Source organism: Paenibacillus sp. (assembly GCF_035645195.1).
Taxonomy (GTDB): domain Bacteria; phylum Bacillota; class Bacilli; order Paenibacillales; family YIM-B00363; genus Paenibacillus_AE.
This window is the reverse complement of the sequence record NZ_DASQNA010000008.1, coordinates 45,610-70,447: the sequence shown is the minus strand read 5'-3', so window position 1 is coordinate 70,447 and position 24,838 is coordinate 45,610. Positions and strand designations below refer to the sequence as shown.

Annotated in this window: 22 protein-coding genes and 1 riboswitch; of the genes, 1 reads left to right on the top strand and 21 read right to left on the bottom strand. The window is 61.5% G+C overall.

The window, feature by feature from the left end:
* Positions 1–8: 8 nt before the first annotated feature.
* The 5 genes from VE009_RS03540 to pyrB form a co-directional block, all read right to left on the bottom strand.
* Positions 9–1,313, bottom strand: a complete 1,305-nt coding sequence (locus VE009_RS03540; protein WP_325006019.1) for a right-handed parallel beta-helix repeat-containing protein — start codon at positions 1,311–1,313, stop codon at positions 9–11.
* 285 nt (positions 1,314–1,598) lie between these two features.
* Entirely contained in the window at positions 1,599–2,297 is a 699-nt protein-coding gene (gene sigK / locus VE009_RS03535) for an RNA polymerase sporulation sigma factor SigK (RefSeq protein ID WP_325006018.1), read from the bottom strand.
* Between the two features lie 177 nt (positions 2,298–2,474).
* On the bottom strand, positions 2,475–2,684 hold the full coding sequence (locus tag VE009_RS03530; protein ID WP_414694767.1) for a hypothetical protein: 210 nt from the start codon (positions 2,682–2,684) through the stop codon (positions 2,475–2,477).
* A gap of 171 nt (positions 2,685–2,855) precedes the next feature.
* Positions 2,856–3,803 (bottom strand): nucleoside hydrolase, encoded by a 948-nt coding sequence (locus tag VE009_RS03525; protein ID WP_325006017.1) that lies wholly within the window; start codon positions 3,801–3,803, stop codon positions 2,856–2,858.
* 2,446 nt (positions 3,804–6,249) lie between these two features.
* The gene (gene pyrB, locus VE009_RS03520; RefSeq protein WP_325006016.1) at positions 6,250–7,176 is read right to left on the bottom strand and encodes an aspartate carbamoyltransferase; all 927 of its coding nucleotides are present in this window, start codon (positions 7,174–7,176) and stop codon (positions 6,250–6,252) included.
* A gap of 210 nt (positions 7,177–7,386) precedes the next feature.
* Between pyrB and VE009_RS03515 the strand changes: the two genes are divergently transcribed.
* Positions 7,387–8,790, top strand: a complete 1,404-nt coding sequence (locus VE009_RS03515) for an 8-oxoguanine deaminase (RefSeq protein WP_325006015.1) — start codon at positions 7,387–7,389, stop codon at positions 8,788–8,790.
* 67 nt (positions 8,791–8,857) lie between these two features.
* Here the strand turns inward: VE009_RS03515 and VE009_RS03510 are convergent, their stop codons facing one another.
* The 16 genes from VE009_RS03510 to VE009_RS03435 all read right to left on the bottom strand — a co-directional run bounded on the left by VE009_RS03510 (position 8,858) and on the right by VE009_RS03435 (position 24,822).
* Positions 8,858–9,025: a hypothetical protein gene (locus VE009_RS03510; RefSeq protein ID WP_325006014.1), complete on the bottom strand. Its 168-nt coding sequence runs from the start codon at positions 9,023–9,025 to the stop codon at positions 8,858–8,860.
* Positions 9,026–9,088: 63 nt separating this feature from the next.
* Positions 9,089–9,183, bottom strand: a riboswitch (cyclic di-GMP riboswitch).
* Positions 9,184–9,275: 92 nt separating this feature from the next.
* Positions 9,276–10,505, bottom strand: a complete 1,230-nt coding sequence (locus VE009_RS03505) for an alanine--glyoxylate aminotransferase family protein (protein ID WP_325006013.1) — start codon at positions 10,503–10,505, stop codon at positions 9,276–9,278.
* Positions 10,502–11,755 (bottom strand): Zn-dependent hydrolase, encoded by a 1,254-nt coding sequence (locus VE009_RS03500; protein WP_325006012.1) that lies wholly within the window; start codon positions 11,753–11,755, stop codon positions 10,502–10,504. Before VE009_RS03500 ends, VE009_RS03505 begins: the two co-directional genes overlap by 4 nt.
* A gap of 16 nt (positions 11,756–11,771) precedes the next feature.
* The gene (locus VE009_RS03495; protein WP_325006011.1) at positions 11,772–13,124 is read right to left on the bottom strand and encodes an allantoinase; all 1,353 of its coding nucleotides are present in this window, start codon (positions 13,122–13,124) and stop codon (positions 11,772–11,774) included.
* A gap of 12 nt (positions 13,125–13,136) precedes the next feature.
* On the bottom strand, positions 13,137–13,493 hold the full coding sequence (gene uraH / locus VE009_RS03490; RefSeq protein WP_325006010.1) for a hydroxyisourate hydrolase: 357 nt from the start codon (positions 13,491–13,493) through the stop codon (positions 13,137–13,139).
* Positions 13,490–14,005, bottom strand: a complete 516-nt coding sequence (gene uraD, locus VE009_RS03485; protein WP_325006009.1) for a 2-oxo-4-hydroxy-4-carboxy-5-ureidoimidazoline decarboxylase — start codon at positions 14,003–14,005, stop codon at positions 13,490–13,492. Before uraD ends, uraH begins: the two co-directional genes overlap by 4 nt.
* Positions 14,002–14,487 carry a nucleoside deaminase gene (locus VE009_RS03480; protein ID WP_325006008.1) on the bottom strand — a complete coding sequence of 162 codons (486 nt, stop codon included), beginning with the start codon at positions 14,485–14,487 and terminating at the stop codon, positions 14,002–14,004. Before VE009_RS03480 ends, uraD begins: the two co-directional genes overlap by 4 nt.
* Entirely contained in the window at positions 14,488–15,003 is a 516-nt protein-coding gene (locus tag VE009_RS03475; protein ID WP_325006007.1) for a (2Fe-2S)-binding protein, read from the bottom strand.
* Entirely contained in the window at positions 14,993–17,302 is a 2,310-nt protein-coding gene (gene pucD, locus VE009_RS03470; RefSeq protein ID WP_325006006.1) for a xanthine dehydrogenase subunit D, read from the bottom strand. The genes VE009_RS03475 and pucD overlap by 11 nt, the downstream gene beginning before the upstream one ends.
* Entirely contained in the window at positions 17,296–18,174 is an 879-nt protein-coding gene (locus VE009_RS03465; protein WP_325006005.1) for an FAD binding domain-containing protein, read from the bottom strand. Before VE009_RS03465 ends, pucD begins: the two co-directional genes overlap by 7 nt.
* 20 nt (positions 18,175–18,194) lie before the next feature.
* Positions 18,195–19,124, bottom strand: a complete 930-nt coding sequence (locus VE009_RS03460; protein ID WP_325006004.1) for an ABC transporter permease — start codon at positions 19,122–19,124, stop codon at positions 18,195–18,197.
* A 16-nt stretch (positions 19,125–19,140) separates the two neighbouring features.
* On the bottom strand, positions 19,141–20,238 hold the full coding sequence (locus VE009_RS03455; RefSeq protein ID WP_325006003.1) for an ABC transporter permease: 1,098 nt from the start codon (positions 20,236–20,238) through the stop codon (positions 19,141–19,143).
* On the bottom strand, positions 20,235–21,779 hold the full coding sequence (locus VE009_RS03450; RefSeq protein WP_325006002.1) for an ABC transporter ATP-binding protein: 1,545 nt from the start codon (positions 21,777–21,779) through the stop codon (positions 20,235–20,237). The genes VE009_RS03455 and VE009_RS03450 overlap by 4 nt, the downstream gene beginning before the upstream one ends.
* Before the next feature lie 98 nt (positions 21,780–21,877).
* Positions 21,878–23,047, bottom strand: a complete 1,170-nt coding sequence (locus tag VE009_RS03445) for a BMP family ABC transporter substrate-binding protein (protein WP_325006001.1) — start codon at positions 23,045–23,047, stop codon at positions 21,878–21,880.
* 187 nt (positions 23,048–23,234) lie between these two features.
* Positions 23,235–23,879, bottom strand: coding sequence for a nucleotidyltransferase family protein (locus VE009_RS03440; RefSeq protein ID WP_325006000.1), 645 nt, complete (start codon positions 23,877–23,879; stop codon positions 23,235–23,237).
* Positions 23,794–24,822, bottom strand: a complete 1,029-nt coding sequence (locus tag VE009_RS03435) for an XdhC family protein (protein WP_325005999.1) — start codon at positions 24,820–24,822, stop codon at positions 23,794–23,796. The genes VE009_RS03440 and VE009_RS03435 overlap by 86 nt, the downstream gene beginning before the upstream one ends.
* Between the last annotated feature and the right edge of the window lie 16 nt (positions 24,823–24,838).

The following is a 24,838-nucleotide window of genomic DNA, read 5'->3' as shown; positions in this document are numbered from 1 at the left end:
CTAGATCATTATTGGTCGGCAAGGTAACCTAAATCCATTTTATAAAGATAGCTGGTTTTTACCGGACGCATAAATGTAACATCGGGCAAGCTGCCGTCCGCTTTTCTTGGTGTAGACAACTGCGAGATATCCAGGCTTTCAAAGTCTTTATCCTTGATTTCCCGGCCGAAATTTTTCATGGGCAGAGTCCACGAATTATTCGTTACATTTTCCGGAGGATTGTTATCGTTCATGATCGGTACACCCTTGTAGGCAATGTTATAATGCAAAACTTCTCTGTACCCGGGGATGTCGATATCCACCGTAGGGCTTACGCGCTCCAGCATGTTGAAATTAGCCCGGCCGTTATTATAGGCCGTGTTGTTGATCCAGTTCGCCGCTTGACCCGGCTGATGATTCGCATAAAATCCGTTCGAGGCGTTATTGGCAGCCAAACAAAATCGAACCGTATGGACCGGTACGGGGTCGGGAATTCCAGATGTTCGATGGCCGTATCCGCCGATTTTAAATCCGTTTTTATCGCCTCGACCGTCCTGATTCCCCCTATGATTGAAAGCCCAGGAATGATCGAAAACGACCGGCGCGCTGGAACTGATGCTGTCAAATCCATCGTCGCTGTTATTCCATGCACGGGAATTAATGAACCAAACCGGACCTGCATGTGCGCCGAAACCGTCAGTATTTCCGGCCGACGTATCCGTTGGACCAATGTTGTTATAAGCATCGCAATTCAGGACGACTCCCGTACCTCTTGTCGTAAAGTAGAAACCGTTCGCTTCATTGTCATGCGCAGACACATTTTCGAAATTCGCCTGACCGATCACTCGAAAAACTTCCGATTGCTTCTGATTCCCGACTTTCACCCCGATGACATCAAACCCTTTAAATGTGATACCGGTTACTTTATCCGCCACGCGAAAAGCGGCCACTCGCAAATTGGTCGGCACATGCTGGAAGTCGAAAACGGGCCTTTCGTCTCCAGGGTAAGCCTCGTAGGTAATCCCGCTCTTCGTAATATCATGCACATAAATATAGTTACTGTCGGTTTTCGCAATTTGGAAATCGTCGTAAACTCCTCCGCGAATATATACGGTATCCCCGGGGGAAGCGACGGACTGCGCCTTCATTATGCTTTTAAACGGCGCTTCTTTCGTTCCTGGATTGCTATCGTTGCCGGTTGGAGAAATATAGTAATAATCCGCGGCTAACACTGACGTCGTGATCGCAAGCAGCGCCGCCAAACCAACGACCGCAGCAACGCAAACTTTAAAAATTTGACTAGTAAAATACATAGATGTCATTGACTTTACCATCCATTTGTTCCTCCCATCGTTTCCTCAACATAAGATCGGCACCGCTCCTGGTTGCGCTTACATAAATGTGTATTGTCAAATCCTGGATACCCCCCCTCCTTTCAACAGCTTTCAAAAACCGTTTATTCATCAACCGAATACATTAAAAAAGTAACAAGAAAATGGGGCGCGATTCTCCGCTTTTGATATGTGTTTTTGAATAAACCCCGCATATTTTGCAATTTGATGGACAAAAAAATGACCCCTGATAAGTTCAGGAGTCATCAACTTGCCGATTAGGCAATCTCACTTTTTTTGTTTATAAAACTCATGATACAGTTTCATCAACGCCCTCTTTTCAATCCTCGACACATAAGATCTCGAGATCCCCAGCTCCTTCGCGATCTCCCGCTGCGTTCGCTCCTCGCCGCCCGTTTCCAGACCGAACCGCGCCTTGATCACCTCTTGCTCCCGCTCGTCTAGAATATCCAGGTGCTTGTAAATCTTTCTCCGCTCGATGGAAAGCTGAACCTGCTCCGCGACCGTATCGGGCTCCGTCCCGAGAATATCAATCAACGTAATTTCGTTGCCTTCTTTATCCGTTCCGATCGGGTCATGCAGCGAGACGTCGTTTTTCTGCTTCTTCAGGGAACGAAGATGCATCAGGATCTCGTTCTCGATGCATCGTGCCGCATAGGTGGCGAGTTTCGTACCCTTCCCTTCGGAATAACTTTCCACGGCCTTGATCAAGCCGATCGTTCCAATCGAAATTAAATCTTCCGTCTCGCCGGCGTTATCGAACTTTTTCACCACATGCGCGACCAAGCGCAGGTTATGCTCAATTAGTTTATTGCGGGCCGTTTCGTCCCCTTGCTTCATTAACCGCAGCTGTTCGGCTTCTTCCTCCTCCGACAGCGGATGCGGAAACACGTTGTTGCGGACGTAACTGACCAACAGGGCGAGTTGCTTGATGAATAAAGCGATAAACGCAAACAATCCCGGCATCGATTGTTCCTCCTTCATACATACGATGAGATCCCATAGGTGCATATCAGTGTATGTTGGCTGGCATTACGATTAGCACGGAAAGTTTGCGTTCGGTAATGTAATGGTTGCTGCGGCTTTATTTAACGAAGGTTCCTTGGCAGACGAAGCGGGTTTCCTCGCGGCGTCGGTTCGCGTTCATATCGTGTTGACGATATGCGCGACGAGACGCAGGTTGTGTTCGATCAACAAGTTGCGCGATTCTTGATTGCCCTCCGCCATCAATTTCAAATGCTTCGCCTCGTCCGCTTCGGAAAGCGGCTGCGGGAACGCATTGTTTTTGACGTAAGACACCAGAAGCATCAGCTGCTTGATGAATAGCGCAATCATAGCGAATATACCAGGCACGATGGAACACCCCCTGAGGTTTTGCACGCCCCTGCCGATGCCGGCTTGGGACGGCGCATCCCTACATTGTATGTGGGCGGCTGCCCATTCGTGCCTGTCAGCTATGTCTTACTTAAAAACCGGGCCGCACGGCATAAAAATAGCCGCCCCACAAAGAGGCGGCTTATTCGATTACCGTTCGAACGATCGGAACAGCTCGGTGATGTAGTTGTAGAAAGCATCGACGTCGACCTCGGCCGCGATCGAAATCGTTCGGCCGGACGGGTCCTCCTCGATGCGGCCTTGGCTGGCGCCTTCCGTATGTACGCGGCAGGCGACTTGGCGGAACTTCGCGATGCCCGCGTTCCCGAGATGGGAGGTCGTCAGCAAATCCCACAGGAAATACGTATCGTTCGCATGGATGTGCACGAGCGGCGGGCACATCGCGTAGCACTGTACCGCGAAGTCGAGCGCCGGATGGCGGCGCAGCTTCGCCCATGCGTTGCGGCGCTCCAGCGTCCACGGCACTTGATCCGTCGCAAGCAGCGGATACGCTACGATGTCGATGCCCGAACGCCATACGTCCGCCACCGCATCCGGGTCCCAGAAGGCGTTCCATTCCGCCGACCCGTCGTGTTCCGGCTCGATAATATTGCCTGTCCCCTTGAACGACCCGCCCATCCAAACGAGCGATTCGATTTTTTCCTCGATGTCGGGCGCCTCCGCAAGGGCGCGGGAGAGATCCGTGAGTGGACCCGTGAACAGCAGCGTCACCTTCCGATCGGCTTCGCGCAGCTTGCGTACCAAGTGTCGATGCGCCGGTTCGGAGGTGAAGGGCGCGAGGATGTCATCCCTCTCGTTCAACATCGGCAGCGCGTCGACGAAGTAGGCGTGCATACGCCACTCCTTCGGGAACGGATGCTTCGGCCGAGAATCCGAAGCCGAAACCTCCACGCTCGCCCGTCCGAATACGTCTATAATTTTTCGCGACGCTAGCACGGCCGGCTCCAAATAGCAATCGCCCGGGATCACGCCGACGCCGATCAACTCCACGTCCTTCATTAACAGCACGGCGAGCAGCGAGACGAGATCGTCCGCGCCGCCGTCATGGTTCATATACACAAGTTTCTGTTCTGTCATTCGTATGACTCCTTCCGCTAGATAAAGGATATGATACAGCAAAACGGCTCCCAATGCATGTCCTGCACCCGTCCAAGCTCTTAACACTCGGTTGCTCGGTTCGCTTATACCGAACGCCTACACCCCATCATACTGCGCCGCCCCGAGCCGCCGCGAACCACCGCTCATCCGTCCCACGCGGCTAAACCGCCATCGCTATCTCGCGGAATCTTATCCTCTCACCGTTGGAACCTTCGCGGCCCTTCGATCCGCGTGCAGCTTAAGCAGCATTCACCGCTCACTTGCTGCCCACTGTAGTTTCGCTGCTCCGTTCTACCACAATGCCGCCGCCAACTTTGCGGTGTGCGCATCCGCCGGCTTCTCCATCATTCTAATATCGTCCTCATCAAAAACTGTTGCAAATCTAAGTTTAGACTATCTGTGGATAACTCAAACTTCCGCATCTGGCGGGCTTCTGCGGGTGTCATATCGTTGTGGACATCTATGCGCTCCCGTTCGCCACGCCTCCCAACTAGTTACATCATTAAGACTTGAACGAGCCCCCTCCACCGCAAATCAGTAGCACCCGGTCTTGAACCAACCTCCCTCGGCTTGGACATTTTTGGACAGCTTCGACGCAGCCGGCAATACCTAACAGACCCTCCGACTTCTACGTACACAAGCCACACCTCCCTAGCAAGCAGTAGCCCACTTTCTTGAACTGCCATCCCACCGTTTGGACAACTTTGGACAGCTTCGGCGCGCCCACCAATACATGACGAACCCTTACTGACCACGTCTAGTCGCTTTTGACCAAAGTCTCCCTCCTTCGCAAATCAGTAGCACCCGGTCTTGAACCAACCTCCCTCGGCTTGGACATTTTTGGACAGCTTCGGCGCGGACGGCAATACCCTGACAGCCCCCTTGACTTCTACGTACTCAAGCCACACCTCCCCAGCAAGCCAGTAGCTCACTTTCTTGAACTGCCATCCCACCGTTTGGACAACTTTGGACGGCTTCGGTGCGCCCCCCAATACATGACGTATCCTTACGTGACCACGCTCTAGTCGCTTTTGACCAAGTCACCCTCCTTCGCAAATCAATTGCACCCGGTCTTGAACCAACCTCCCTCGGCTTGGACATTTTTGGACAGCTTCGGCGCAGACGGCAATACCCTGACAGCCCCTCCGACTTCTACGTTCTCAAGCCTCACCTCCCCAGTAAGCCAGTAGCCATTTCTTGAACTGCCATCCCACCGTTTGGACAACTTTGGACAGCTTCGGCGCGCCCCCCAATACATGACGAACCCTTACTGACCACGTCTAGTCGCTTTTGACCAAAGTCTCCCTCCTTCGCAAATCAGTAGCACCCAGTCTTGAACCAACCTCCCTCGGCTTGGACATTTTTGGACAGCTTCGGTGCAGACGGCAATACCCTGACAGCCCCCCCCGACTTCTACGTACTCAAGCCACACCTCCCCAGTAAGCCAGTAGCCACGTTCTTGAACTGCCATCCCACCGTTTGGACAACTTTGGACAGCTTCGGCGCTTCCCCCAATACATGACGAACCCTTACTGACCCGTCTAGTCGCTATTGACCAAGTTTCTCTCCTTCGCAAATCAGTAGCACCCGGTCTTGAACCAACCTCCCTCGGCTTGGACATTTTTGGACAGCTTCGACGCAGACGGCAACACCCTGACAGTCCCCCCGACTTCTACGTACTCAAGCCACACCTCCCCAGCAAGCCAGTAGCTCACTTTCTTGAACTGCCATCCCACCGTTTGGACAACTTTGGACAAGCTTCGGCGCAGACGGCAATACCCTGACAGCCCCCCGACTTCTACGTACTCAAGCCACACCTCCCCAGCAAGCCAGCAGCCCACGTTCTTGAACTGCCATCCCACCGTTTGGACAACTTTGGACAGCTTCGGCGCGCCCCCCAATACATGACGAACCCTTACTGACCACGTCTAGTTGCTTTTGACCAAGTCTCCCTCCTTCGCAAATCAGTAGCACCCGGTCTTGAACCAACCTCCCTCGGCTTGGACAATTTTGGACAGCTTAAGTGCATCCGCCAATACCGGACCGATCTTCTTGCGACCACGTATTCAAACTTCGCCTCCCTAGCAAGACAGTAGCCCACGTTCTTGAACTGCCATCCCACTGTTTGGACAACTTTGGACAACTTCGGCGCAGCGGCCAATAGCCGGCGATTCCTTCTCCTACTCTATGCCGGCTGGTTTTACCAATCCTAATACAATTTAGACAACGAGAAGAATGTGAGGTTAGGGAGAATTGAATTTGATGGTTAGAGGTTTTAAGGGTGGGCTTAGTTAGTGGGCAGGTTGGATGGATAGGAAAAGCCGGCGGCAGCAGGCACCGAAAAAATAAAGAAACTCCCTGCCGAAGCGAGGGAGTTTGGCTAAAATCGAGCCCCGAACCGCGAGGGATCGACGGCGCCGAACAATTAAGAGGTCAGGCATTTTTCGATGAGCGCCATCCGCAAATACAGCCCGTTCTGCGCTTGACGGAAGTACGCGGCGCGGGGATCCCGGTCGACGCGCGTTTCGATTTCGCCCGCCCGCGGCAGCGGGTGAAGGATGATGGCGTCGGGACGCATGACGTCCAGCAGTGACGCGTCGATTACATACTTGCCCGACGCCTTCTCGTACTCTTCGAGCGACAGGAATCGCTCCTTCTGAATGCGCGTCTGGTACACGACGTCCGCCTCCGCGGCCGCCTTGCGCAGGTCGGTCGATTCTTCGAACGACACGCCGTGCTCGACGAGGTACCGCTTCACTTCGACCGGGATGCGCACGTTATCCGGCGCGACGTATTCGATATGCACATTCTTATAATTGGCAAGCATGTAGCTTAACGAATGAACGGTTCGTCCGTTCGCGAGGTCGCCGATCATCGCGATCCGGATGTCGTCGATCCGCCCGAGCTCCTTCTGGATCGAGTACAGGTCGAGCAGCGCCTGCGTCGGATGCTCCCCGGCGCCGTCGCCTGCGTTAATGACCGGTACGGTTGCGACCGTCGCGGCCAGCTGCGCCGCCCCGATTTCCGTATGACGCATGACGACGAGGTCGCTGTAACCCGATACGATGCGAATGGTATCTTCCAGCGTCTCTCCTTTGATCGCCGACGAAAACTGCGCGGCGTTCTCCGTGCCGATGACCCGGCCGCCAAGCCGATGCATCGCCGCTTCGAACGACAACCGCGTCCGCGTGCTCGCCTCGAAAAACAGCGTGGTCAAAATTTTATTCGAGAAGCGCGTGGAGCCGCCTTCGCGTACGATCCGCTCCATGTCGCCGGACGCGGCGAACAGCGCATCCAACTCCGCACGATCGAATTGTCTTGCGGTCAGCACGTGATACAATGAGCCGCTCATCGTTTTTCCCCCTGTGGGCTTGTTCTATTTCCCTTAGCTTACCCGAGCGCCGATCCGGTTTCAACGGGCGATGGCCGGTTCGCTGTGCTTCGTGCCGATTTCGATAGTCGAATTTGTCGTCGGCGACGAAATCGCGCGTTCGACGAAGCGGACGAGCGCCCTGCTAGGTTATGATGAAGGAATCGTAACCTAGAAAGGCGGACAACAACCTTGGCCACATTGCTCATTAAGAACGCGCGAAACATCATAACGATGGACGCCGAGCGGCGGACGTTCCCCGGCGGCAGCTTGTATGCCCGGGATCAACGCATCGTCGCGATCGGAACGGATGTGCCGTACGAGACGGCCGACGTCGTCATCGACGCCGCGGGGAGAATCGTTTATCCCGGCTTGATTAATACGCATCACCATTTGTATCAAACGTTCACGAGAAACATCCCTCGCGCGCAGGACGTCGAGCTATTCGACTGGCTCCTGACACTATACGACGTATGGCGCGAGCTGCGACCGGAAGATGTTTATTTGAGCGCGATGGTCGGTCTCGGCGAGCTGCTGAAAACAGGCTGCACGACTGCGGCCGATCATTTTTACTGCTTCCCGAACGCCGTCAGCGGCGAGTTGATCGACGAGGAGATACGGGCGGCTCGAGAGCTCGGCATCCGCTTTTATCCAACCCGAGGGTCTATGAATCTGGGCCGGTCCGCAGGGGGACTTCCTCCCGACGAAGTGACGCAGGACATGGAGACGATTCTCCGCGATTCGCGGCGGGTTATCGAAACGTACCACGACGCGTCGCCGTTCGCGATGACGCGGGTCGGCCTTGCGCCTTGCTCCCCGTTCTCGGTGAGCGAAGATCTGCTTCGGGAGACGGCGCGCATGGCGCGCGCGTACGGGGTGCGGCTCCATACGCATCTGGCGGAAACGCACGACGAGGAAGCGTACTGCTTGGAGAAGCTTGGTCTTCGTCCGTTGGAGTATATGGAAAGAACGGAGTGGATCGGCAACGATGTCTGGTACGCCCACGGGATACACTTCCGAGACGATGAAATTCGCCGGCTCGGCGCATGCGGCTGCGGCGTCGCCCACTGTCCGAGCAGCAATATGAAGCTGTCGTCCGGGGTGTTCCCGATGCGGAAAATGCTGGACGCGGGCGTCAAGGTCGGCCTTGGGGTGGACGGCTCGGCGTCCAACGACGCATCCAACTTACTCGGCGAAGTTCGCCAATCGTACCTGCTGCATAAGCTCGCCGCCGGCGCGCAAGCGCCGACCGCGGAAGAGAGCCTCTGGATCGGCACGGTCGGCTCCGCTCGGGCGCTCGGTTGGGAGGATGCGATCGGCTCGCTCGAGATCGGCAAGGCGGCCGATCTGTTCATGATCGACGCGCGGAAGCTCGAGTACGCCGGCGCGCTGTTCGACGACACGGCGCTGCCGGTCGTCGCCGGCATTACGCACAACGTCGAAACGACGATCGTCGGCGGACGCGTCGTCGTGAGGGACGGGCGGCTCGTCGGAGTGGACGAGGGGGCGCTCGCGTTCCGGGCGCAGACGGCGGCGGCGCGCATGGTGGCGGCGGCTGGGCGGCGGACCGGCATCGATTATTTGCGGCGGCGGTAAGCTGCGCTCAAACCAAAAAGGACGGCTCCGAAGCGTCGCTTCGAGCCGTCCTTTTCCTTACGTTCGTTCAGTGCACCGCCGCCGGCGGCCGCAGCAGCGTCTCCATCTGCTGCCTAAATTCGATCAGTTCGTCTTTCGGCATGCACATCAAGCCGAACACGACCTCGTACGCCGCTTCGTCCCCTAACAGATCGCGAAGCTCTCTCAGCATATTCGGGCAAATTTGCGTAACCATTTTTCTCGCCTCTCCCATGTTGTTGTCGCGCCGCGTCCCGGAGGCAAAAAAAATTCCTCTCGTTTCGGCAGCTGGCTGACTTAGGTGTTCCACGATCCGCACCTGTAGTCCCTTTAGCTTTGCGTCCCTGACTTTCGTCAGGTTTGCCATTATCGTATGAAAAGGAATATGAGCATATTTTACCACATGTCAAAGAGGAATACCTTAAAAAATAATGAAGAAGTCAGGGGACGACCGGCGCATCCGCCGTTTACGCCGTCTCGTACGCGCTCAAAGCGGCTTGCAGCGCCGCACCCGCCGGGAGTTTAACCCCGTGCCGAATCAGCGTCGCTTCCAGGGCGCCGAGCAGGTGGAGCACGTTCTTGCGGCTGCAGCTGTAGCCCATCGTGCCGATGCGCCAAATTTTCCCCTTCAGCGGACCGAAGGAGCTCGCGATCTCGATGCCGAACGCGTCGAGCAGCATTGATCGAACGGATTCCCCGTCGACGCCGTCGGGGATGAGGATGCAGGTGACGACCGTCAGCTTGCAGGACGGATCGCCGTACAGCTGCAGTCCCATCGCTTCGAGTCCCGCAAGGAGCGCGCGTTCGTTGCGGCGATGACGCGCGAACCTTTCCTCCAATCCTTCTTCCAGCACGAGCCGCAATCCTTCCCGGAGCGCGTACAGCATCGATGTCATTTCCGTGTGGTGATTGAGCCGCTGCGGACTCCAATAATCCTGAAGCTGACTCAAATCAAGATAATTGCTTTGGATCGGACGAATCGCCGAATTGTCTTCCGCCGCGCCGGTTCGAAGACCTTTCTCGACGCGTTTGCGCGACAGCACCTTCCGCTCCGCCCGCTCGTTGTACGTGATCGGCGCCATGCCGGACGGCACGGACAAACATTTCTGCGTGCCGCCGATGACCGCGTCGAGCGACCAAGCGTCCGTCTCGACCGGCACGCCGCCGATCGTCGCGACGGCGTCGACCGCGAGCAGCACATCCCGCTCGCGGCAGGCGCGCCCGATGTCCGCGAGCGGCTGCACGCGGCCCGTCGACGTTTCCCCGTGCACCATCAGCACGAGATCCGGCCGAGCGGCGTCGATCGCGCCGATCACCTCTTCGGGGTCGAACACGGTGCCCCACTCTTTCTCGATCGCGGTCACCTCCGCGCCGCACCGGTCGGCGATCTCGTGCAGCAAATGCCCGAATCGCCCATAAATCGGGACGAGCACCTTGTCGCCCGGCGCGATCAGCGAGGCGAGCACTGCCTCGATGCCGGACCGGGACGTGCCGTCCACCGGGTACGCCCAGTGATTGTTCGTTTGAAATACGCCGCGGAGCATTTCCATCGTCTCGTTCATCAGCGCGGTAAATTCGGGGTCGAACTGTCCCAAAATCGGGTACGACATCGCGCGCAGGACGCGCGGGTCGACCTCGACCGGCCCCGGCGTCATGATCGTGCGAGGGGACGGGGACAAATCCGCATACCGTTTCATGGCAATCGCTCCTCGTATGCAAGCTCGTACAGTATGGCGATCAATACTTGCAGCCCGTTCTCAAGCGCTTCGGGCGTCGAATATTCGTCCGGCGAATGGCTGACGCCGAGCCGGCTCGGCACGAAAATCATCGCGGACGGGCAAACCTGCTGCAGCATTTGCGCGTCGTGCCCCGCCCCGCTTACCATAAGTCGGGACGAGAGGCCTTGCTCCGAGCAAATGCGCTCTAACGCCGAGTACAGCTTCGGGTGCATCGGCGCCGGGCGCGTATCCACCCACAGCGACAGTTCGACGCCGAGGCCGCGGCGCTCCGCGATTGTATGAATCGTCTCGGCCAGCGCCTCGCCGAAGCGATCCAGCGCCTCGCCGTCCGCATGGCGCACGTCGATCGTGAACGTCACCGCTCCCGGGATGACGTTGGGCGTGTTCGGCGACAGTTCCATTCGGCCGACCGTAGCGACGAGAGGGTCGCCCGCTTCAAGCGCCATACGCTCGAGCGCCGCGATCATTTCCGCCGCGCCCGCGCAAGGGTCTCTGCGCATGCCCATCGGCGTCGTGCCGGCATGATTCGCCTCGCCGATCAGCTTGACGATATAGCGCTTCTGCCCGACGATCGCCGTGACGACGCCGATGTCGAGGTTCATGCGTTCGAGCGTGACGCCCTGCTCGATATGCGCTTCGACGAAGACACCGATGTCGCCGCGCGCGGGCGGCGCTTGGTCGTCGAGACCGCAGCCGGCGCGCCGCATGGCATCTTCCATCGACACGCCGGCGAAATCGATATGGCGAGGCGCCTCCGATACGTCGTACGCGCCGACGACATTGCCGGAGCCCCAATAGGAGAGCGGGAAACGGCTCCCCTCCTCCTCGCAGAACGACACGACCTCGAGCGGCCGCACCGGCGGACCGTACGTGCGCTGCAAGTAATCGAGGGCGGCGACGCCCGCCGCGATGCCGTACGCGCCGTCGTACGCGCCGCCGGAACGGACCGTATCGATATGCGAACCGGTCAGCACCGCCGGAGCGGCCTCCCGCGTCCCTTCGATTCGTCCGTAAACGTTGCCGACCCGGTCGCACCGGACGGCAAGACCGAGCGCGGCCATCCGCTCGCTCAAATATTGCTGGGCGGCCGCCCATTCATCCGCGTACAGCAGTCTCGTTACGCCGGGTCCCCCAGCGCTGTACCGCTGCAGTTCCTCCAGTATACCGTGCATCAATGCCGCGGAGCGCTCCGCTCGCATTGTCGTCATAGGCGTCCTCCTCCGGTCATGGTCGGACGAAACGGCCGCCGCCGGGAACGACGACGCCTTCTTCCTCCGTGTAAACGGCGATGCCTCGAACGTAGGTCGCCTTCACTTTGCAGCCGAACGTGCGGCCGATATACGGGCTGTGACGGTGCCGATACTGCAGTTGCTCCGCCTGCAGCGTATAAGAGCGCGCCGGATCGAGCAGCACGAAATCCGCGTCGAGCCCGGGCGCGATTCTCCCTTTGCGGCTCGAGAGGCCGAATCGGCGGGCCGGTCCTGCAGCCGTCAATTCTGCGATGAGCGTCGCGGGGAGGCCGCGGCGCAGCACGGCTTCGTCGAACAGCAGCTCGAGGCTGCTCTGCGCGCCCGAGATGCCGCCCCACGCCGCGAAGAACGGTCCATCCTTCAGCGCCGTCGGGCAAGGGGAATGGTCGGACGCAACAAGATCGATCCGTCCGGATGCGAGCTCCGCCCACAGCTTCGCCTGCTCAGCGGCGCTTCGCAGCGGCGGCGCGCATTTGGCGACGGGACCCAGCCGGTCCATGTCGTCTTCCGTCAACGCGAGGTAATGCGGACACGTCTCGACGGAGACGTCCAGCCCGCGCCGCTTCGCCGCGTCGATCAGCGCGACGGCGTCCGCGCTGCTGATGTGCACGAAGTGCAGCCGGCAGCCGGTCCGCTCCGCGTACAACAGCGCTCTGGCGACGGCCTCCGTCTCCGCCGCGATCGGGCGGGCGGCAACGAAGTCGCGCGCGGACGTCCGCCCGGCGGCCGCCGCGGCCGAAGCGAGCGTCGACGTCATCGCGTCGCTCTCCGCGTGCAGCGCCAGCAGTCCGCCGAAGGACGCGATGCGCTGCATGCCCTCGTATAGCGTCGCATCGTCCGCCTCTCGAAATCGTCCCTCGCCTTCGCCCCCGGGGTTCGACATGAACGCCTTGAACCCGACGACGCCGAGGGCGTGGAGCGGCTCGAGCGAGTCGAGGAAGCCCGGCATCAGGCCGCCCCAGAAGGCGTAATCGACCGCCGACGCGCCCTCCGCGAGCGCCGCTTTCGCGGCGAACGCGTCCGGCGTCACCGTCGGCGGATTGCCGTTGAGCGGCATATCGATATACGTCGTGATGCCGCCGGCGGCGAGCGAGGCGGAGCCGGTCGCGAAGCCTTCCCAATGGCCGAAGTTCGGCTCGTTGAAATGAACGTGGGCGTCGATCATGCCCGGCAGCACGTAGCAGCCGCCCGCGTCGATCGCCGCGGCGCCCGACAGCCCTTCGCCTATTGCGGCGATGCGCCCTTCGCTGATGCCGATGTCCTGCGCCGACACGCCGCTAGGCCCGACGACCAACCCGTTTTTGACGACCAATTCATAGGTTCCCACCGTTATTCCCCCTTAGCTGCCTCGATACGTGCTGTACCCTCCGGGAGCGATCAGCAGCGGTACGTGGTAATGCTCCCCCGGCGAGGCGATCGTAAACCGGATCGGCACCGCATCCAGGAACATCGCCGGCGACGTCTGCGTCCGAAGGAAGTAGTCGCGGACGAAAAATACGAGCTCGTACGTACCGGCGGCCATGGCATCGCCGGCAAGCAGCGGCGCGTCGAGCCGGCCGTCCGCGTTCGTCGCCGCCTCCGCCAGCAGCTCGCCCGCCGCATCCGCGCCTGCTTGGCGCCACAGCTGCACCTTCACCCCGGCGGCCGGCTTACCGAGCGCCGTATCGAGCACATGCGTCGTCAGCCGCCCGCTCATGGCGCGGCTCCCGCGCCGTCGTCGATCAGGTCGCGCAGCCGAAAACCGGTGATGCGCTCGATTTCGAGCAGCGCCTGCTCCCGCTCCTCCGCGAACGTACGAGGAATGCGCCGGCGCATCGCTACCAAAATATCGTCCTTCGTCTTCCCGCGCACCGCGAACAGAAACGGGAAGCCGAATTTATTTACATACTCGCGATTGAGCGTCGAGAACGTCTCGAACTCCTCCGGCGTCAGCCGGTCTAACCCGACGCCCTGCTGCTCCGCGGTCGACAGCTCGCTGATTGCGAGGCGCGTCGCGAGATCGGGATGCGCCCGGAACAAGGCGAGCACCGTTTCCTCCGCCGCGCCGCGCACGGCGTCCATCATCGTGCGATGCAGCGCTTCCGTCGAGGCGAACGGCGCGCTCTTGTACGCCGTCTCCGCCACCCAAGGCGAATGCTCGAACACGTCTTTCAGCGCATCGATGAACCTCTCTTCGCTCATCGCATTCAATTCATTGATCGTAATCATCTCCAATACCCCTCATGCACCGTTAAGACGTCTTGTTCCACTTCCGGAAACGGACCTTCGACGACGATCGGCTTCTGCCCCCGCGCGAACACCTCGCGGCACGGCAGATCGAACGTCGGGTTTTGCTCGTCGTCGCCCGTCAGGGAAAGCAGCGTACGCTCCGATACGCCGTACACCACCGTTCCCACGTTCGCCCAATACACGGCTCCCGCGCACATCGCGCAAGGCTCGACGGTCGTATACATCGTCATGCGCCACAGCTCCGCTTTCGTAAACCGCTTGGAAGCGGCCTCCATCAGCGTCGTTTCCGCATGTCCGGTACAATTCGATTCCGTAATTTCGATATTGCCCTGCTCCAGCACGATGTCGCCGTCCGCGTCGACCAAAATCGCCCCGAACGGCGTGTTGCCGGATTCGCGCGCTCGGCGCGACACTTCGACCGCCCGGCGCAAATATTCGATTCGCTGTTCTCTTGTCGTCATTTATGCGTCTCCCCTCAGCTCGACCGCACGGCGCACGGCGCGCAAAATCGACGCGTACCCCGTGCACCGGCACAAATTGCCGGACAGCGCTTCTTCGATATCCTCGTCCGTCGGATTCGGCGTCCCGTCGAGCAGCGCCTTCGTCGACACGATCATGCCGGGCGTGCAGTATCCGCACTGGAAGCCGCCCTCTTCGAGGAACGCTTGCTGCACCGGATCGAGTGCCTTGTCGGCGCCCGCCGCGATGCCTTCGATCGTCGTCACGCTGGCGCCGGCGCATTGATACGCCATCGCAAGGCACGAATTGACCGGCCTGCCGTCGACCAGCACCATGCAGGCGCCGCAGCGGCCGATATCGCACGACCGCTTCGTGCCGGTCAGCTGCAAATCTTCCCGCAGCACCGTCAGCAGCCGCCGCGTCGGCGCGACGTCGAGCGACACCGCCTCCCCGTTCACGTCGATGTCCAGCCGGAACGGGACGGGCGCCCGCGCGCCCAAGCTCGCTTTATCCAACATGCGCGTTCCCCCCGTCTTTCGCAAAATCCGGAACCTGCTGCAGCTCGGCCGCATCGACGGGCAGCTTCGTCACCCGAACGCCCGTCGCGTCGAATATGGCCTCCGCGATCGCCGGCGCCAGCGTCACCGAGCCGACTTCGCCGATGCCTCGAGGGCCGTATACGTCATCCTCCGGCAAATCCTCGATCGCCTCGACGCGGATCGAGCCGTTCATATCCGCGATCGTCGGCACCAAATACGTATCCAAGTTTTTCGTCGCGTATATTCCGTCGTTCATGATTGCGTCCTCGGTCAGCGTGAAGCCGACCGCCATGGAGCTGCCGCCCTCGATTTGCCCGAGGTAGCCCTGGGGGTTGGCGACGGGACCGGCCGCGACGGCGTGATGCTGGTCGAGCACGCGGACGCGCCCCGTGAGCGTGTCGACCTCGACCTTCACGGCGACCGCCGCGTACGTGTACAAGAAATGCGCTCCGACCCTCTCGTCCGGCGTGAGCGGATAATGGAACGACGTCTCGCAGCGGATCGGGTTCGCCGCTGTCGCGCGGGCGAGCTCTTCGTACGTCGCCGCGATTTCGCCCGCGCCGTTCGCGTCCTCCGGCTCGAGCGCGAGCCGGACGCCGCCCGCGCCGAGGCGAAGCCGCTCCGCGGGTATGCCCGTCGCGGCGCTGGCCGCGTCCAGCAGCTTCGCGGTAAATTCCGGCGCCATCCGCCGCAGCGCCGTCCACATCATGCTCGTCGCCCGCGAGGCGGTGCTCGAGCCGCTGTCCGGCACGACGTCGGTGTCGCCGATAATCATCCGGATATCTTCCGCCGCGAAACCGAACTGCTCCGCCAGCATCAGCTCGAGCGTCGCGAGCAGCCCTTGGCCGAACTCCTCGTAGCCGAAGATCGCTTCAATCTTGCCGTCCGGCGCCAGCCGCAGCACGCCGCCGCCCGGATCCGGGATGCCGAAGCCGAGGCCGGCGCCGTGCATCGCGAACGCCGCGCCGACGCCCGTGCGGATCCAGGGCGGCCGGCCGGCCGTTCCCCTCTCCCGCTCCCGGCTTCGATACAGCTCGCTCCGCTCGATCGCTTCCCACACCTGCTCGGCGCCGTACGTCTGCGCGATGCGCTGGCCGAGCGGCCCCGGATCGCCGTATTGCCGCAAATTCAGCTTCCGGAATGCCCACGGATCCATGCCGACCGCCGCGGCCAGCCGATCCATCTGCCCTTCGAGCGCGTAGATCGCTTGGTTGCCGCCGAAGCCGCGGAACTCCCCGGACACGCCGTTGTTCGTGTACACCGACAAGCCTTCGACGTCCACATGGTCGAACAGATACGGCCCGGTGACGTGCTCCGTCGCGAAATTGAGCACCTCTGCGCCTAGCGTCGCGTACGCGCCCGTATCGGATACGATGCGGACCCGATGGGCGACGAGGCGACCGTTCGCGTCGACGCCGGTCTTCATCGTAATTTTCATCGGGTGCCGCTTCAGTCCCGCGCGGACCGATTCGGCGCGGGAGTTGTGCAGCTTCACCGGCAAGCCGGTTTTCAGCGCCAGCAGGGCGCCATACGGCTGCACGTTCAGCTCGTCTTTGCCGCCGAAGCTGCCGCCGATCGGGCTGGAGATGACGCGGACCCGCTCCTCCGGCACCGCTAATATGCGCGCGAGCTGCATCCGGTCCATTCTCCCGTGCTGCGTCGGCGAATACGACGTCAGCCGTCCGTCCGGCTCGGGCACGAACAAGCCGCCCTCCGTTTCCATGTACGTATGCATCTGCCTCGGCGTACAGTAAGTCTCTTCGACGATAAACGCGCATTCGGCGAACGCCGCGTCGGGGTCGCCTTTGCGGTATTCCGTCCGATGCAGCACGTTCCCTTCCTCGAACAGCTTCGGGGCCCCTTCGCGCAGCGCCTCTTCCGGATCGACGATGGGCGGCAGCGGCTCGTAATCGACCTCGATGAGCGCAAGCGCCGCTTCGGCGATCTCCTCGTTCTCCGCCGCGACGGCCGCGACCGCGTCGCCGACGTAGCGGACGCGGTCGCGGCACAGCACCGGCTGGTGCGGGAAGGCGATGCCGAATTTATTCAGCCCCGGCACGTCCTTCCACGTAATGACAGCGCGCACGCCGGGCAGCCGCTCCGCCTTCTCCGTGCGGATCGACAAGATCAGCGCGTGGGGATACGGGCTGCGCAGCACGCGTCCGTACAGCATTCCCTCCGCCCGCAAATCCGTCAAATATTTAAGGCTCCCGGATACCTTTTCTTTCCCGTCCGGGCGAACGCGCCAGCGCGCGCCGCTCGTGCTCCGCTTCAGCATTCCGATCCCCTCGCTTCCCACAGCGCCGCCGCGACGAGGCCCGCCGCCGTCTTTTTGCGATACGCGGCGTCCGCGAACGCGTCCGGCGCCGCGTCGTATTCCGCCAGCACCGATTTATATATCAGCGCGAAGTTCAGTTCCTCGCTTCGCTTCCCTTCCCACAGCGCTTCCGCCTCCGCAAGCCGCATGGGGCGCATGGCGCCGCCGGCCGCGGCGACGCGGCAGTCTCTCCAGCGTCCGCCTTCGTCCCGCCGGCCGCGCAGCGCCGCCGTCACGAGCGACGGTGTGAACGCCTCGCGGCGCCCGACCTTGCGGTACGCCTCGAAGACGCCGTCCGGCCCTGCGAGCGGCAAGCGAATCGCCGTCAGCAGCCGGCCCTCGGGCGCGGCGCCGAACCGGGCGATCCAAGAAGCCGCCGGCTCGATCTCCGGACCGTCGCCGTACCAAACGAGCTCGGCATCCAGCGCGAGCAGCGCGGGCCACGCGTCGCCGATGCCGGAGGCGACGTTGCCGCCGATCGTGCCGAGATTGCGCACGGACGGCGCGGCGATCGCCTTCGCCGCCTCGTGCAGCGCCGGGCACCGCTCCCGAAGCAGCGGCTGCCGGCGGCACTCGGACAGCGTCGTCATCGCGCCGATCGCAAGCGCTCCCTCCGACACCGCGATGCCGGCAAGGCCGTGAATCGCGCGGACGTCGATCAAACACGGCGGGATCGGCGCGACGCCGTTCTCCCATTGCGTCCGAAGCAGCGTGCCGCCGGATACGTACGCGGCCGCCGCGCCGAGCGAACGCTTCAGGCGAATCGCCTCCGCCGCGTCCTTCGGCTGCAGCACGTGCGGCTGCCGAAGCAGCTCTTCGTTCCCGATCGCCATCGTTCATCCCCCGCTTTCCGTTAAAATCGTTGCTCTCGAATGTACGGGACGCCCAGCGCTTCCGGCGTGCCCGACGGCTTGCCGCGATTGCGCCAGCCCAAGTACATGAGCACGAGAATCGTGACGACGTAAGGAATCATTTTCAAGAAATACGTGGGAATGTCGCTGCCGATCAGCTGGATGCGGAAGCCGATCATATCGAGCGCCCCGAAGAAATAAGCGCACAGCAGCGCGCGCACCGGATTCCACCGGGCGAAAATGACGAGCGCGACCGCGATCCAGCCTTTCCCCGCGGTCATGCCTTCGGTCCAGCTCGGCGTATAGACGAGCAGCATGTATCCGCCGGCGAGCCCGATCAGCGCGGCCCCGGCGACGACGTATGCGTAACGCAGCGTCTGCACGCGAATGCCCATCACGTCCGCGGTCGCCGGGTTATCGCCGATCGCTTTCAAATGAAGCCCCCACGACGTGCGATGGATGAGCAGATGCAGCCCGATGACGAGCGCGAAGCTGAACCACGTCAAGATGTCGAGATGCGCGAACAGCCGGCCGATAACCGGCACCGGCTCCAGCCAATCGAGATGAACGCGGGGCATCGTGCCCGGCAGCGGCAGCCCGCTCACCGGGCGGCCGAGGTACGCGCTCAGTCCGCCGCCGAACAGCGTCAGCGCGAGGCCGACCATAATTTGATTGACGCGCAGCGTCACGCTCATGAACGCGTGCAGCAAGCCGAGCGCCGCCGTCACGGCGGTAACCGCGAGCAGCGTCAGCGGAATGCTCTCGGTGCCGATGAAGGCGAGGCAGGCGACGACCGCGCCCATCAGCATGAGCCCTTCCGCGCCGAGCTGGATGATGCCCGACCGCTCGCTTAAGATCCCTCCGAGCGTCGCCAGCAGGAGCGGCGTGCCGGCCGACATTGCGGCCACTAATAATTGCGTCGCTATTTCCATGATGTCGCAGCTCCTCTCAACCGCGCCGCAGGCGGAATTTGGCGATCATGTCCCCCGCGATAAGGAAGAACAGGATCGCGCCCTGAATCATGTCCGAAATGGAGGAAGGCATGCCGATCGTCTGGACGCTGTAGCCGCCGACGATCAGGCCGCCGAACAGCACCGACGACACGACGAGGCCGAACGGGTGCAGCTTGGCGAGCCAAGCGACGATGATCGCCGTGTAGCCGTAGCCGGGGGAGATGCCCTGCATCAGCTTGTGCGTCACGCCGGACACCTCGGCCATGCCGGCAAGACCGGCCAGCCCGCCGCTGATGATCATAACGATCCAAATATGCTTCTTAATATTGATGCCTGCGTTTTTCGCCGCTTCCGGATTCGCGCCGATCAGGCGCAGCTCGTAGCCCCAGCGCGTAAAGCGAATGAGTACGAAGTATAAAACGACGGCGGCGAGGCCGAACGCAAGGCCGAGATGCAGCCGCGTATCGCCGATGGCGGGCAGCGACTGCGCCGGCGTGAAGACCGGGGAGCCCGGGAAATTGAAACCTCCCGGATCGCGCCATGGCCCGAACACGAAATAATCGAGCGCAAGCAGCGCGACGTAATTCAGCATGAGCGAAGAAATGAGTTCGTTCACTTGAAAATGGGTTCTCGGGATCGCCGTCATCAGCCCCCAGACGCCTCCTGCGGCGATGCCCGCGACGAGCATCAGCACGATCGCCCATCCGTTCTGCAGATGCGGCAAGTAAATCGTCACCGCCGTCGCCGCCATCGTGCCGGCCAAAAACTGCCCCTCCGCCCCGATGTTCCAGACGGCGATCCGGTACGCGATCGAGACGCCGATGCCGCACAGCAGCAGCGGGATCGCTTTGACGAGCGTTTCGTTAATACCGTATGAGGTGCCGAACGCGCCCTTCAGCATTTTCATGTACACCGTAATCGGGTTCATGCCGTTCGCCGCGATGAACGCCGCGCAGACGAGCAGCGCCAGCGCGATCGACAGCGGTCCCGCCCACCACGGACTTTTCGTCACCGACGGGTCGAGCTCGAACCGGAACGAAAGCTTCGGCCTCGCCCGCTCCGCAGCGGGTATCGTTTCCGCAATCTCCTTCATACCGCCGCCCCCTGACTGCCCTCGGCGCCGGCCATCCACAAGCCGATCCGCTCCCGGTCCGCCGCGTCATGACTCGTTTCGCCGATCATGCGTCCGTTATAAATGACCAAAATCCGGTCGGATAAATGCAGCACTTCGTCCAAATCCTCGGAGATGAGCAGCACGCCGCTGCCTTGATTGCGCAAATCCATAAGCAGCTTGTGTACGCCTTCCGTCGCGCCGACATCTAACCCCTGCGTCGGGTGCACCGCAACCATCAGCTTCGGCTTCGCCGCGATTTCGCGCGCGAACAGCAGCTTTTGCTGATTGCCGCCGGAGAGCTGCCGCACGGGCGCGTCGACGCTCGGCGTCACGACGTCGAACCGCTTCACGAGCTCCTCCGCCCACGCCCGATTTCCTTTCGATTTGAGGAATCCGAAGGCGGACCGCTCCGGCGAGCGGTACGATTTGAACAGCAGGTTGTCGATGGCGCCGAGGCTGCCCGCGAGGCCGCTTTTCATCCGGTTTTCCGGCACGTGCGCGATGCCCGCTTCGATCGCGGTCCGCACCGACGCCGACTTCCATTCGCGGCCGTCGAACCGAATCGCGCCGCCCTTCCAGGGCAGCAGCCCGTTCAGCACCTCGGCCAGCTCCTTCTGCCCGTTGCCCGCGACGCCGGCGATGCCGACGATTTCGCCTTCGCGCACCGTGAGGCTCAACTGCTGCAGCGCCTTGCGGCCGTGCTCCGCGACGACCTCGAGCCGCTCCACTTCGAGCAGCGTCTTGCCCGGCGCGGCGTGCGCGGGACGCTCCTGGCGCTGAATCGCCACGTCGCGGCCGACCATCAGCTGCGCGATTTCGCGTTCGTTCGTGCGCGACGTCTCGATGCCGGCCGCGATCATGCGGCCTTTGCGCATGACGGAGATGCGGTCGGCCGCCGCCATCACCTCGTACAGCTTGTGCGTCGTCAAAATGACGGTTTTGCCCTCGCGCTTCATGGTCTTAAGCGTCTGGAACAGCTGCTCCGCCTCGCCAGGCGTCAGCACGGACGTCGGCTCGTCGAGAATGATGATGTCGGCGCCGCGGTACAGCGTCTTCACGATTTCGACCCGCTGCTGCTCCCCGACCGATAGCTGCCAGATCGGCCGATCGACCGGGAACGGAAGACCGAACCGCTCCGACAGACCGGCGATCTCTTCCTGCTTCCGTTTCAGCCAAGCCGGACCGCGCCAGAACGACCTGCGCTCGCCGAGCACGATATTGTCGGTCGCGGTAAGACTCTGCACGAGCCGGAAGTTTTGGAACACCATGCCGATGCCGAGCGCCGCGGCGTCCTTCGGCGACCGAATCGATGCCCTCTTCCCGTGAATAAAGATGTCCCCTTCGTTCGCCCGATACACGCCGGACAACAGGCTCATCACCGTGCTTTTGCCCGCTCCGTTCTCGCCGAGCAGCGCGTGAATTTCCCCCTTCCGCGCCGAGAAGTCGACTTGATCGTTCGCCAGCACCGTTCCGAACCGTTTTACGATGCCTTTCATTTCTACGGCTAGGCTGCCCGTCATCGCCCGCACGCCCCTTTTTCGATAAAGTCCCATATACGACGACAATCCCTTTTGGGCAAAAGGGATTGTCGCCATCGACCTATAAACGATAGTACCGATTATTGCGGAATCGTGCCTTCTACCCCTTTGACAAACCAGTTCGTGCTGTAAATGACTTCGTCGGTCATGGTTTGGCCTTCTTCGACGCGAACCGTCCCCTGCGTATCGACGATCGGTCCGGCGAAGACGTTGAGCTCGCCGCTGATGATTTTGGCTTTCGTCTCTTCGATCCGCTTCTTCACGTCTTCCGGCACGCTCGGACCGATCGGCGCGATGTCGACCATGCCGTCCGCCATGTCGCCGAGGTACGGCTCGTTCGTCCACGTGCCTTCCATAATGTCTTTCACCGTTTTCGCGTAATACGGACCCCAGTTCCAAATCGGATTCGTCAGGTACGCCTCCGGCGCGAAGCGGGTCATGTCGGAATCGTTGCCGCCGGCAAAACCGCCGCGCTCCGCCGCCGCTTGAATCGCTGCCGGAGAGTCCTGGTACGCCATCAGCACGTCGGCGCCTTGGTCGAGCAAGCTGATCGCCGCTTGGCGCTCCGTCGCCGGGTCGTACCATGTGTTCGACCAGACGACTTTGACGACCGCGTCCGGGTTGACGCTTTGCACGCCCAACGCGTACGCGTTGATGTTGTAGATGACTTCAGGAATCGGGAACGCGCCGATGTAACCGATGACGTTCGTTTTCGTCATCGCGCCGGCCGCGATGCCGGACAAGTAGCTCGCTTGGTAGTTCCGGCCGAAGTAGTTGCTCATGTTATCGGCCGTCTTATAGCCGGAGACATGGAGGAACTTGACGTCCGGGAATTTCTGCGCGACGTTCAGCGTGTAGTCCATGTAGCCGAAGCTTGTGGTGAAAATGATGTCGTTCTCCTGCGCCAGTTCCGTGATGACGCGCTCGGCGTCCGCGCTCTCCGGCACGTTCTCGACGTACGTCGCCGTAATGCCGAGCTGCTCTTCCATGTACTTGCGGCCGCGGTCGTGCTCGAACGTCCAACCGCCGTCGCCCGGAGGCCCGATGTAAACGAACGCGACCTTCGGAAGCTCCTTCTCCTCGGCTGGCGCCGCCTCGGCCGGCGCGGTCGTTCCGCCCGTCCCCGTCGTCGCTTCCGGCGCCTCCTGCGCGCCGCTTCCGCCCGTGGAGCTGGAACAGCCCGCTGCGATCATGCTGAGTGCGAACAATGCTGCGAATACGAGTTTGAACCCCTTGCGTTTGACGTTCATACGTTTCCTCCCCTGTCTCTATCCGGCTTTTTCTCCTCTGCATACATGGCGGCGTCTGTTGTCGCCCGTCAATGTAGCTCAACTATACCGACGGGCAACTTATACGTCAATATTCATAACATTAAATTGTTGTTTAGGGCGAAATCTGTTCTACGCAATTGTGATACATGCACGAATCATGATATATCTAACCCGTTATGTCATATTCTCGTAATTTTTCAGCCTTCCCCCAGCTTGTTTTCAAGCTCTCGTAGTCGATCTCCGTATCGGCGTCTGCGAAAAATTCCGGACGTTCCATTTCGATGACGACGCCTTTGTAATCCGGCGTTTCGAAAATGTCCCTCGCTCCGCGATCGCCGTCCAGTCGTCCAAGCGCCGGGAACAGCGACCTTGCGAACAGCGACGGCGGCATGGGGAAGCCGTCGTTGCCGCTCGCCGCGTACTGCAGCTCCGGGTTTTGTTCCATCGCCTCGATCAAGCGCCGCACTTCCTCCGCCCGCACGAACGGCTGGTCCGCCAGCGCCACCAGCACCGCGTCCGGCTCCCGCGGCAGGACGGCGTTCAAGCCGCAGCGCAGCGAGAACGACAGGCCGAGAGACGACGTAAAACACGACTCCGTGCGCCAGCCGGCCGCCCCCTCGGGCGGCGGCGGCAGCCAATCGAGCGGATCGTCCGCCCGCACCACGACGACGAGCGGATCGAGTCCGCACTTCGCAAGCTCGGTCAGCGCGGCGCCCCCTAAGCTCTTACCCGCGGACAACTCCAGCGGCAGCTTCGGCCGCCCCATCCGTCGGCTCGAGCCCGCCGCCAAATAAATGCCGGCCACCTTCATGCCGTTCCCCTCCTTCGTTCGGCGCCTCCGCGCCTCTCCGCTTTGCCCAAACCAATTCCGCCGCGATCGCGATCGCGATCTCCTCCGGCCCTTCCGCGCCGATCGCAAGGCCGATCGGCGCCCGCACGAAGCTCGGCGGCTCCCGGCCGTCGAACAAGGCGCGGATGCGGCTCTTCGAGCCGACGACGCCAAGATATTGCGGACGCGCCCGAAGCATCGCGTCGATGAATCGTTGGTCTCTGGTGAACTGATGGCTGCAGACGACCGCGTAATCGCCCGGCCCCACCGCGAGACGCTCGGCCGCTTCCTCCGGCGAGCCGACGAACACGTCGGCGCCGGGAAACCGCTCCGGCACGGCCGCGTTCTCCCGCCAGTCGACGACGACGACGCGGAAGCCCGCCAGCCGCGCGAGCGAGGCGATCGGCGCCGCGTCCAGCCCGGCGCCGAACAGCACGAGGCGCGGCCTCGGGGCGAACACGACGGCGAACGCGCCGCCGTCCGCGGCGGCCTCGCCCGCCGCCAGCTCGTATCGCGGCCGTTCCTCGCCGCGATGCCGCAGCAGCGTCGTCCGCTCCCCGCGGGCGACGCGCTTCGCCGCCTCGAGCAGCAGCTCTCGCAGCGGCCCGCTCACCGGCTCCAGCAGCACGTCGATGCGTCCGCCGCAGCCGATTGCTTCGCCCCAGCCGAAATCGTCGCCGTCCCGCATGTCGTACTCGACTACCTCAGGCTCGCCGGTCTCCCAAACTCGGCCGCACCGAAGCGCCAAGTCGCTCTCCAAACAACCCGGGCTGATCGACCCGATGCGCCCGGCCCCTTCCTTGCCGTAAAACAGCATCGAAGCGCCCGTCTTCCGATACGCGTGCCCTTCCACGCCTACGATGGTCGCGAGGACTGCTTCCCGTTCCTCTTCGGCAATGAACGCCAAGATCCGATCCGACTCCATGGCGGCTCCTCCTCCT

Coding starts and splice junctions, on each gene's coding strand:
- VE009_RS03460 (WP_325006004.1), bottom strand. CDS start 19,124: ATGGAAATAGCGACGCAATTATTAGTGGCCGCAATGTCGGCCGGCACG.
- sigK (WP_325006018.1), bottom strand. CDS start 2,297: ATGCCGGGATTGTTTGCGTTTATCGCTTTATTCATCAAGCAACTCGCC.
- pyrB (WP_325006016.1), bottom strand. CDS start 7,176: ATGAGCGGCTCATTGTATCACGTGCTGACCGCAAGACAATTCGATCGT.
- VE009_RS03465 (WP_325006005.1), bottom strand. CDS start 18,174: ATGGCGATCGGGAACGAAGAGCTGCTTCGGCAGCCGCACGTGCTGCAG.
- VE009_RS03435 (WP_325005999.1), bottom strand. CDS start 24,822: ATGGAGTCGGATCGGATCTTGGCGTTCATTGCCGAAGAGGAACGGGAA.
- VE009_RS03440 (WP_325006000.1), bottom strand. CDS start 23,879: ATGAAGGTGGCCGGCATTTATTTGGCGGCGGGCTCGAGCCGACGGATG.
- VE009_RS03505 (WP_325006013.1), bottom strand. CDS start 10,505: ATGAAACGGTATGCGGATTTGTCCCCGTCCCCTCGCACGATCATGACG.
- uraD (WP_325006009.1), bottom strand. CDS start 14,005: ATGATTACGATCAATGAATTGAATGCGATGAGCGAAGAGAGGTTCATC.
- uraH (WP_325006010.1), bottom strand. CDS start 13,493: ATGAGCGGGCGGCTGACGACGCATGTGCTCGATACGGCGCTCGGTAAG.
- VE009_RS03450 (WP_325006002.1), bottom strand. CDS start 21,779: ATGACGGGCAGCCTAGCCGTAGAAATGAAAGGCATCGTAAAACGGTTC.
- VE009_RS03480 (WP_325006008.1), bottom strand. CDS start 14,487: ATGACGACAAGAGAACAGCGAATCGAATATTTGCGCCGGGCGGTCGAA.
- pucD (WP_325006006.1), bottom strand. CDS start 17,302: ATGCTGAAGCGGAGCACGAGCGGCGCGCGCTGGCGCGTTCGCCCGGAC.
- VE009_RS03455 (WP_325006003.1), bottom strand. CDS start 20,238: ATGAAGGAGATTGCGGAAACGATACCCGCTGCGGAGCGGGCGAGGCCG.
- VE009_RS03540 (WP_325006019.1), bottom strand. CDS start 1,313: ATGGTAAAGTCAATGACATCTATGTATTTTACTAGTCAAATTTTTAAA.
- VE009_RS03475 (WP_325006007.1), bottom strand. CDS start 15,003: ATGTTGGATAAAGCGAGCTTGGGCGCGCGGGCGCCCGTCCCGTTCCGG.
- VE009_RS03525 (WP_325006017.1), bottom strand. CDS start 3,803: ATGACAGAACAGAAACTTGTGTATATGAACCATGACGGCGGCGCGGAC.
- VE009_RS03500 (WP_325006012.1), bottom strand. CDS start 11,755: ATGACGACAATGCGAGCGGAGCGCTCCGCGGCATTGATGCACGGTATA.
- VE009_RS03510 (WP_325006014.1), bottom strand. CDS start 9,025: ATGGTTACGCAAATTTGCCCGAATATGCTGAGAGAGCTTCGCGATCTG.
- VE009_RS03445 (WP_325006001.1), bottom strand. CDS start 23,047: ATGAACGTCAAACGCAAGGGGTTCAAACTCGTATTCGCAGCATTGTTC.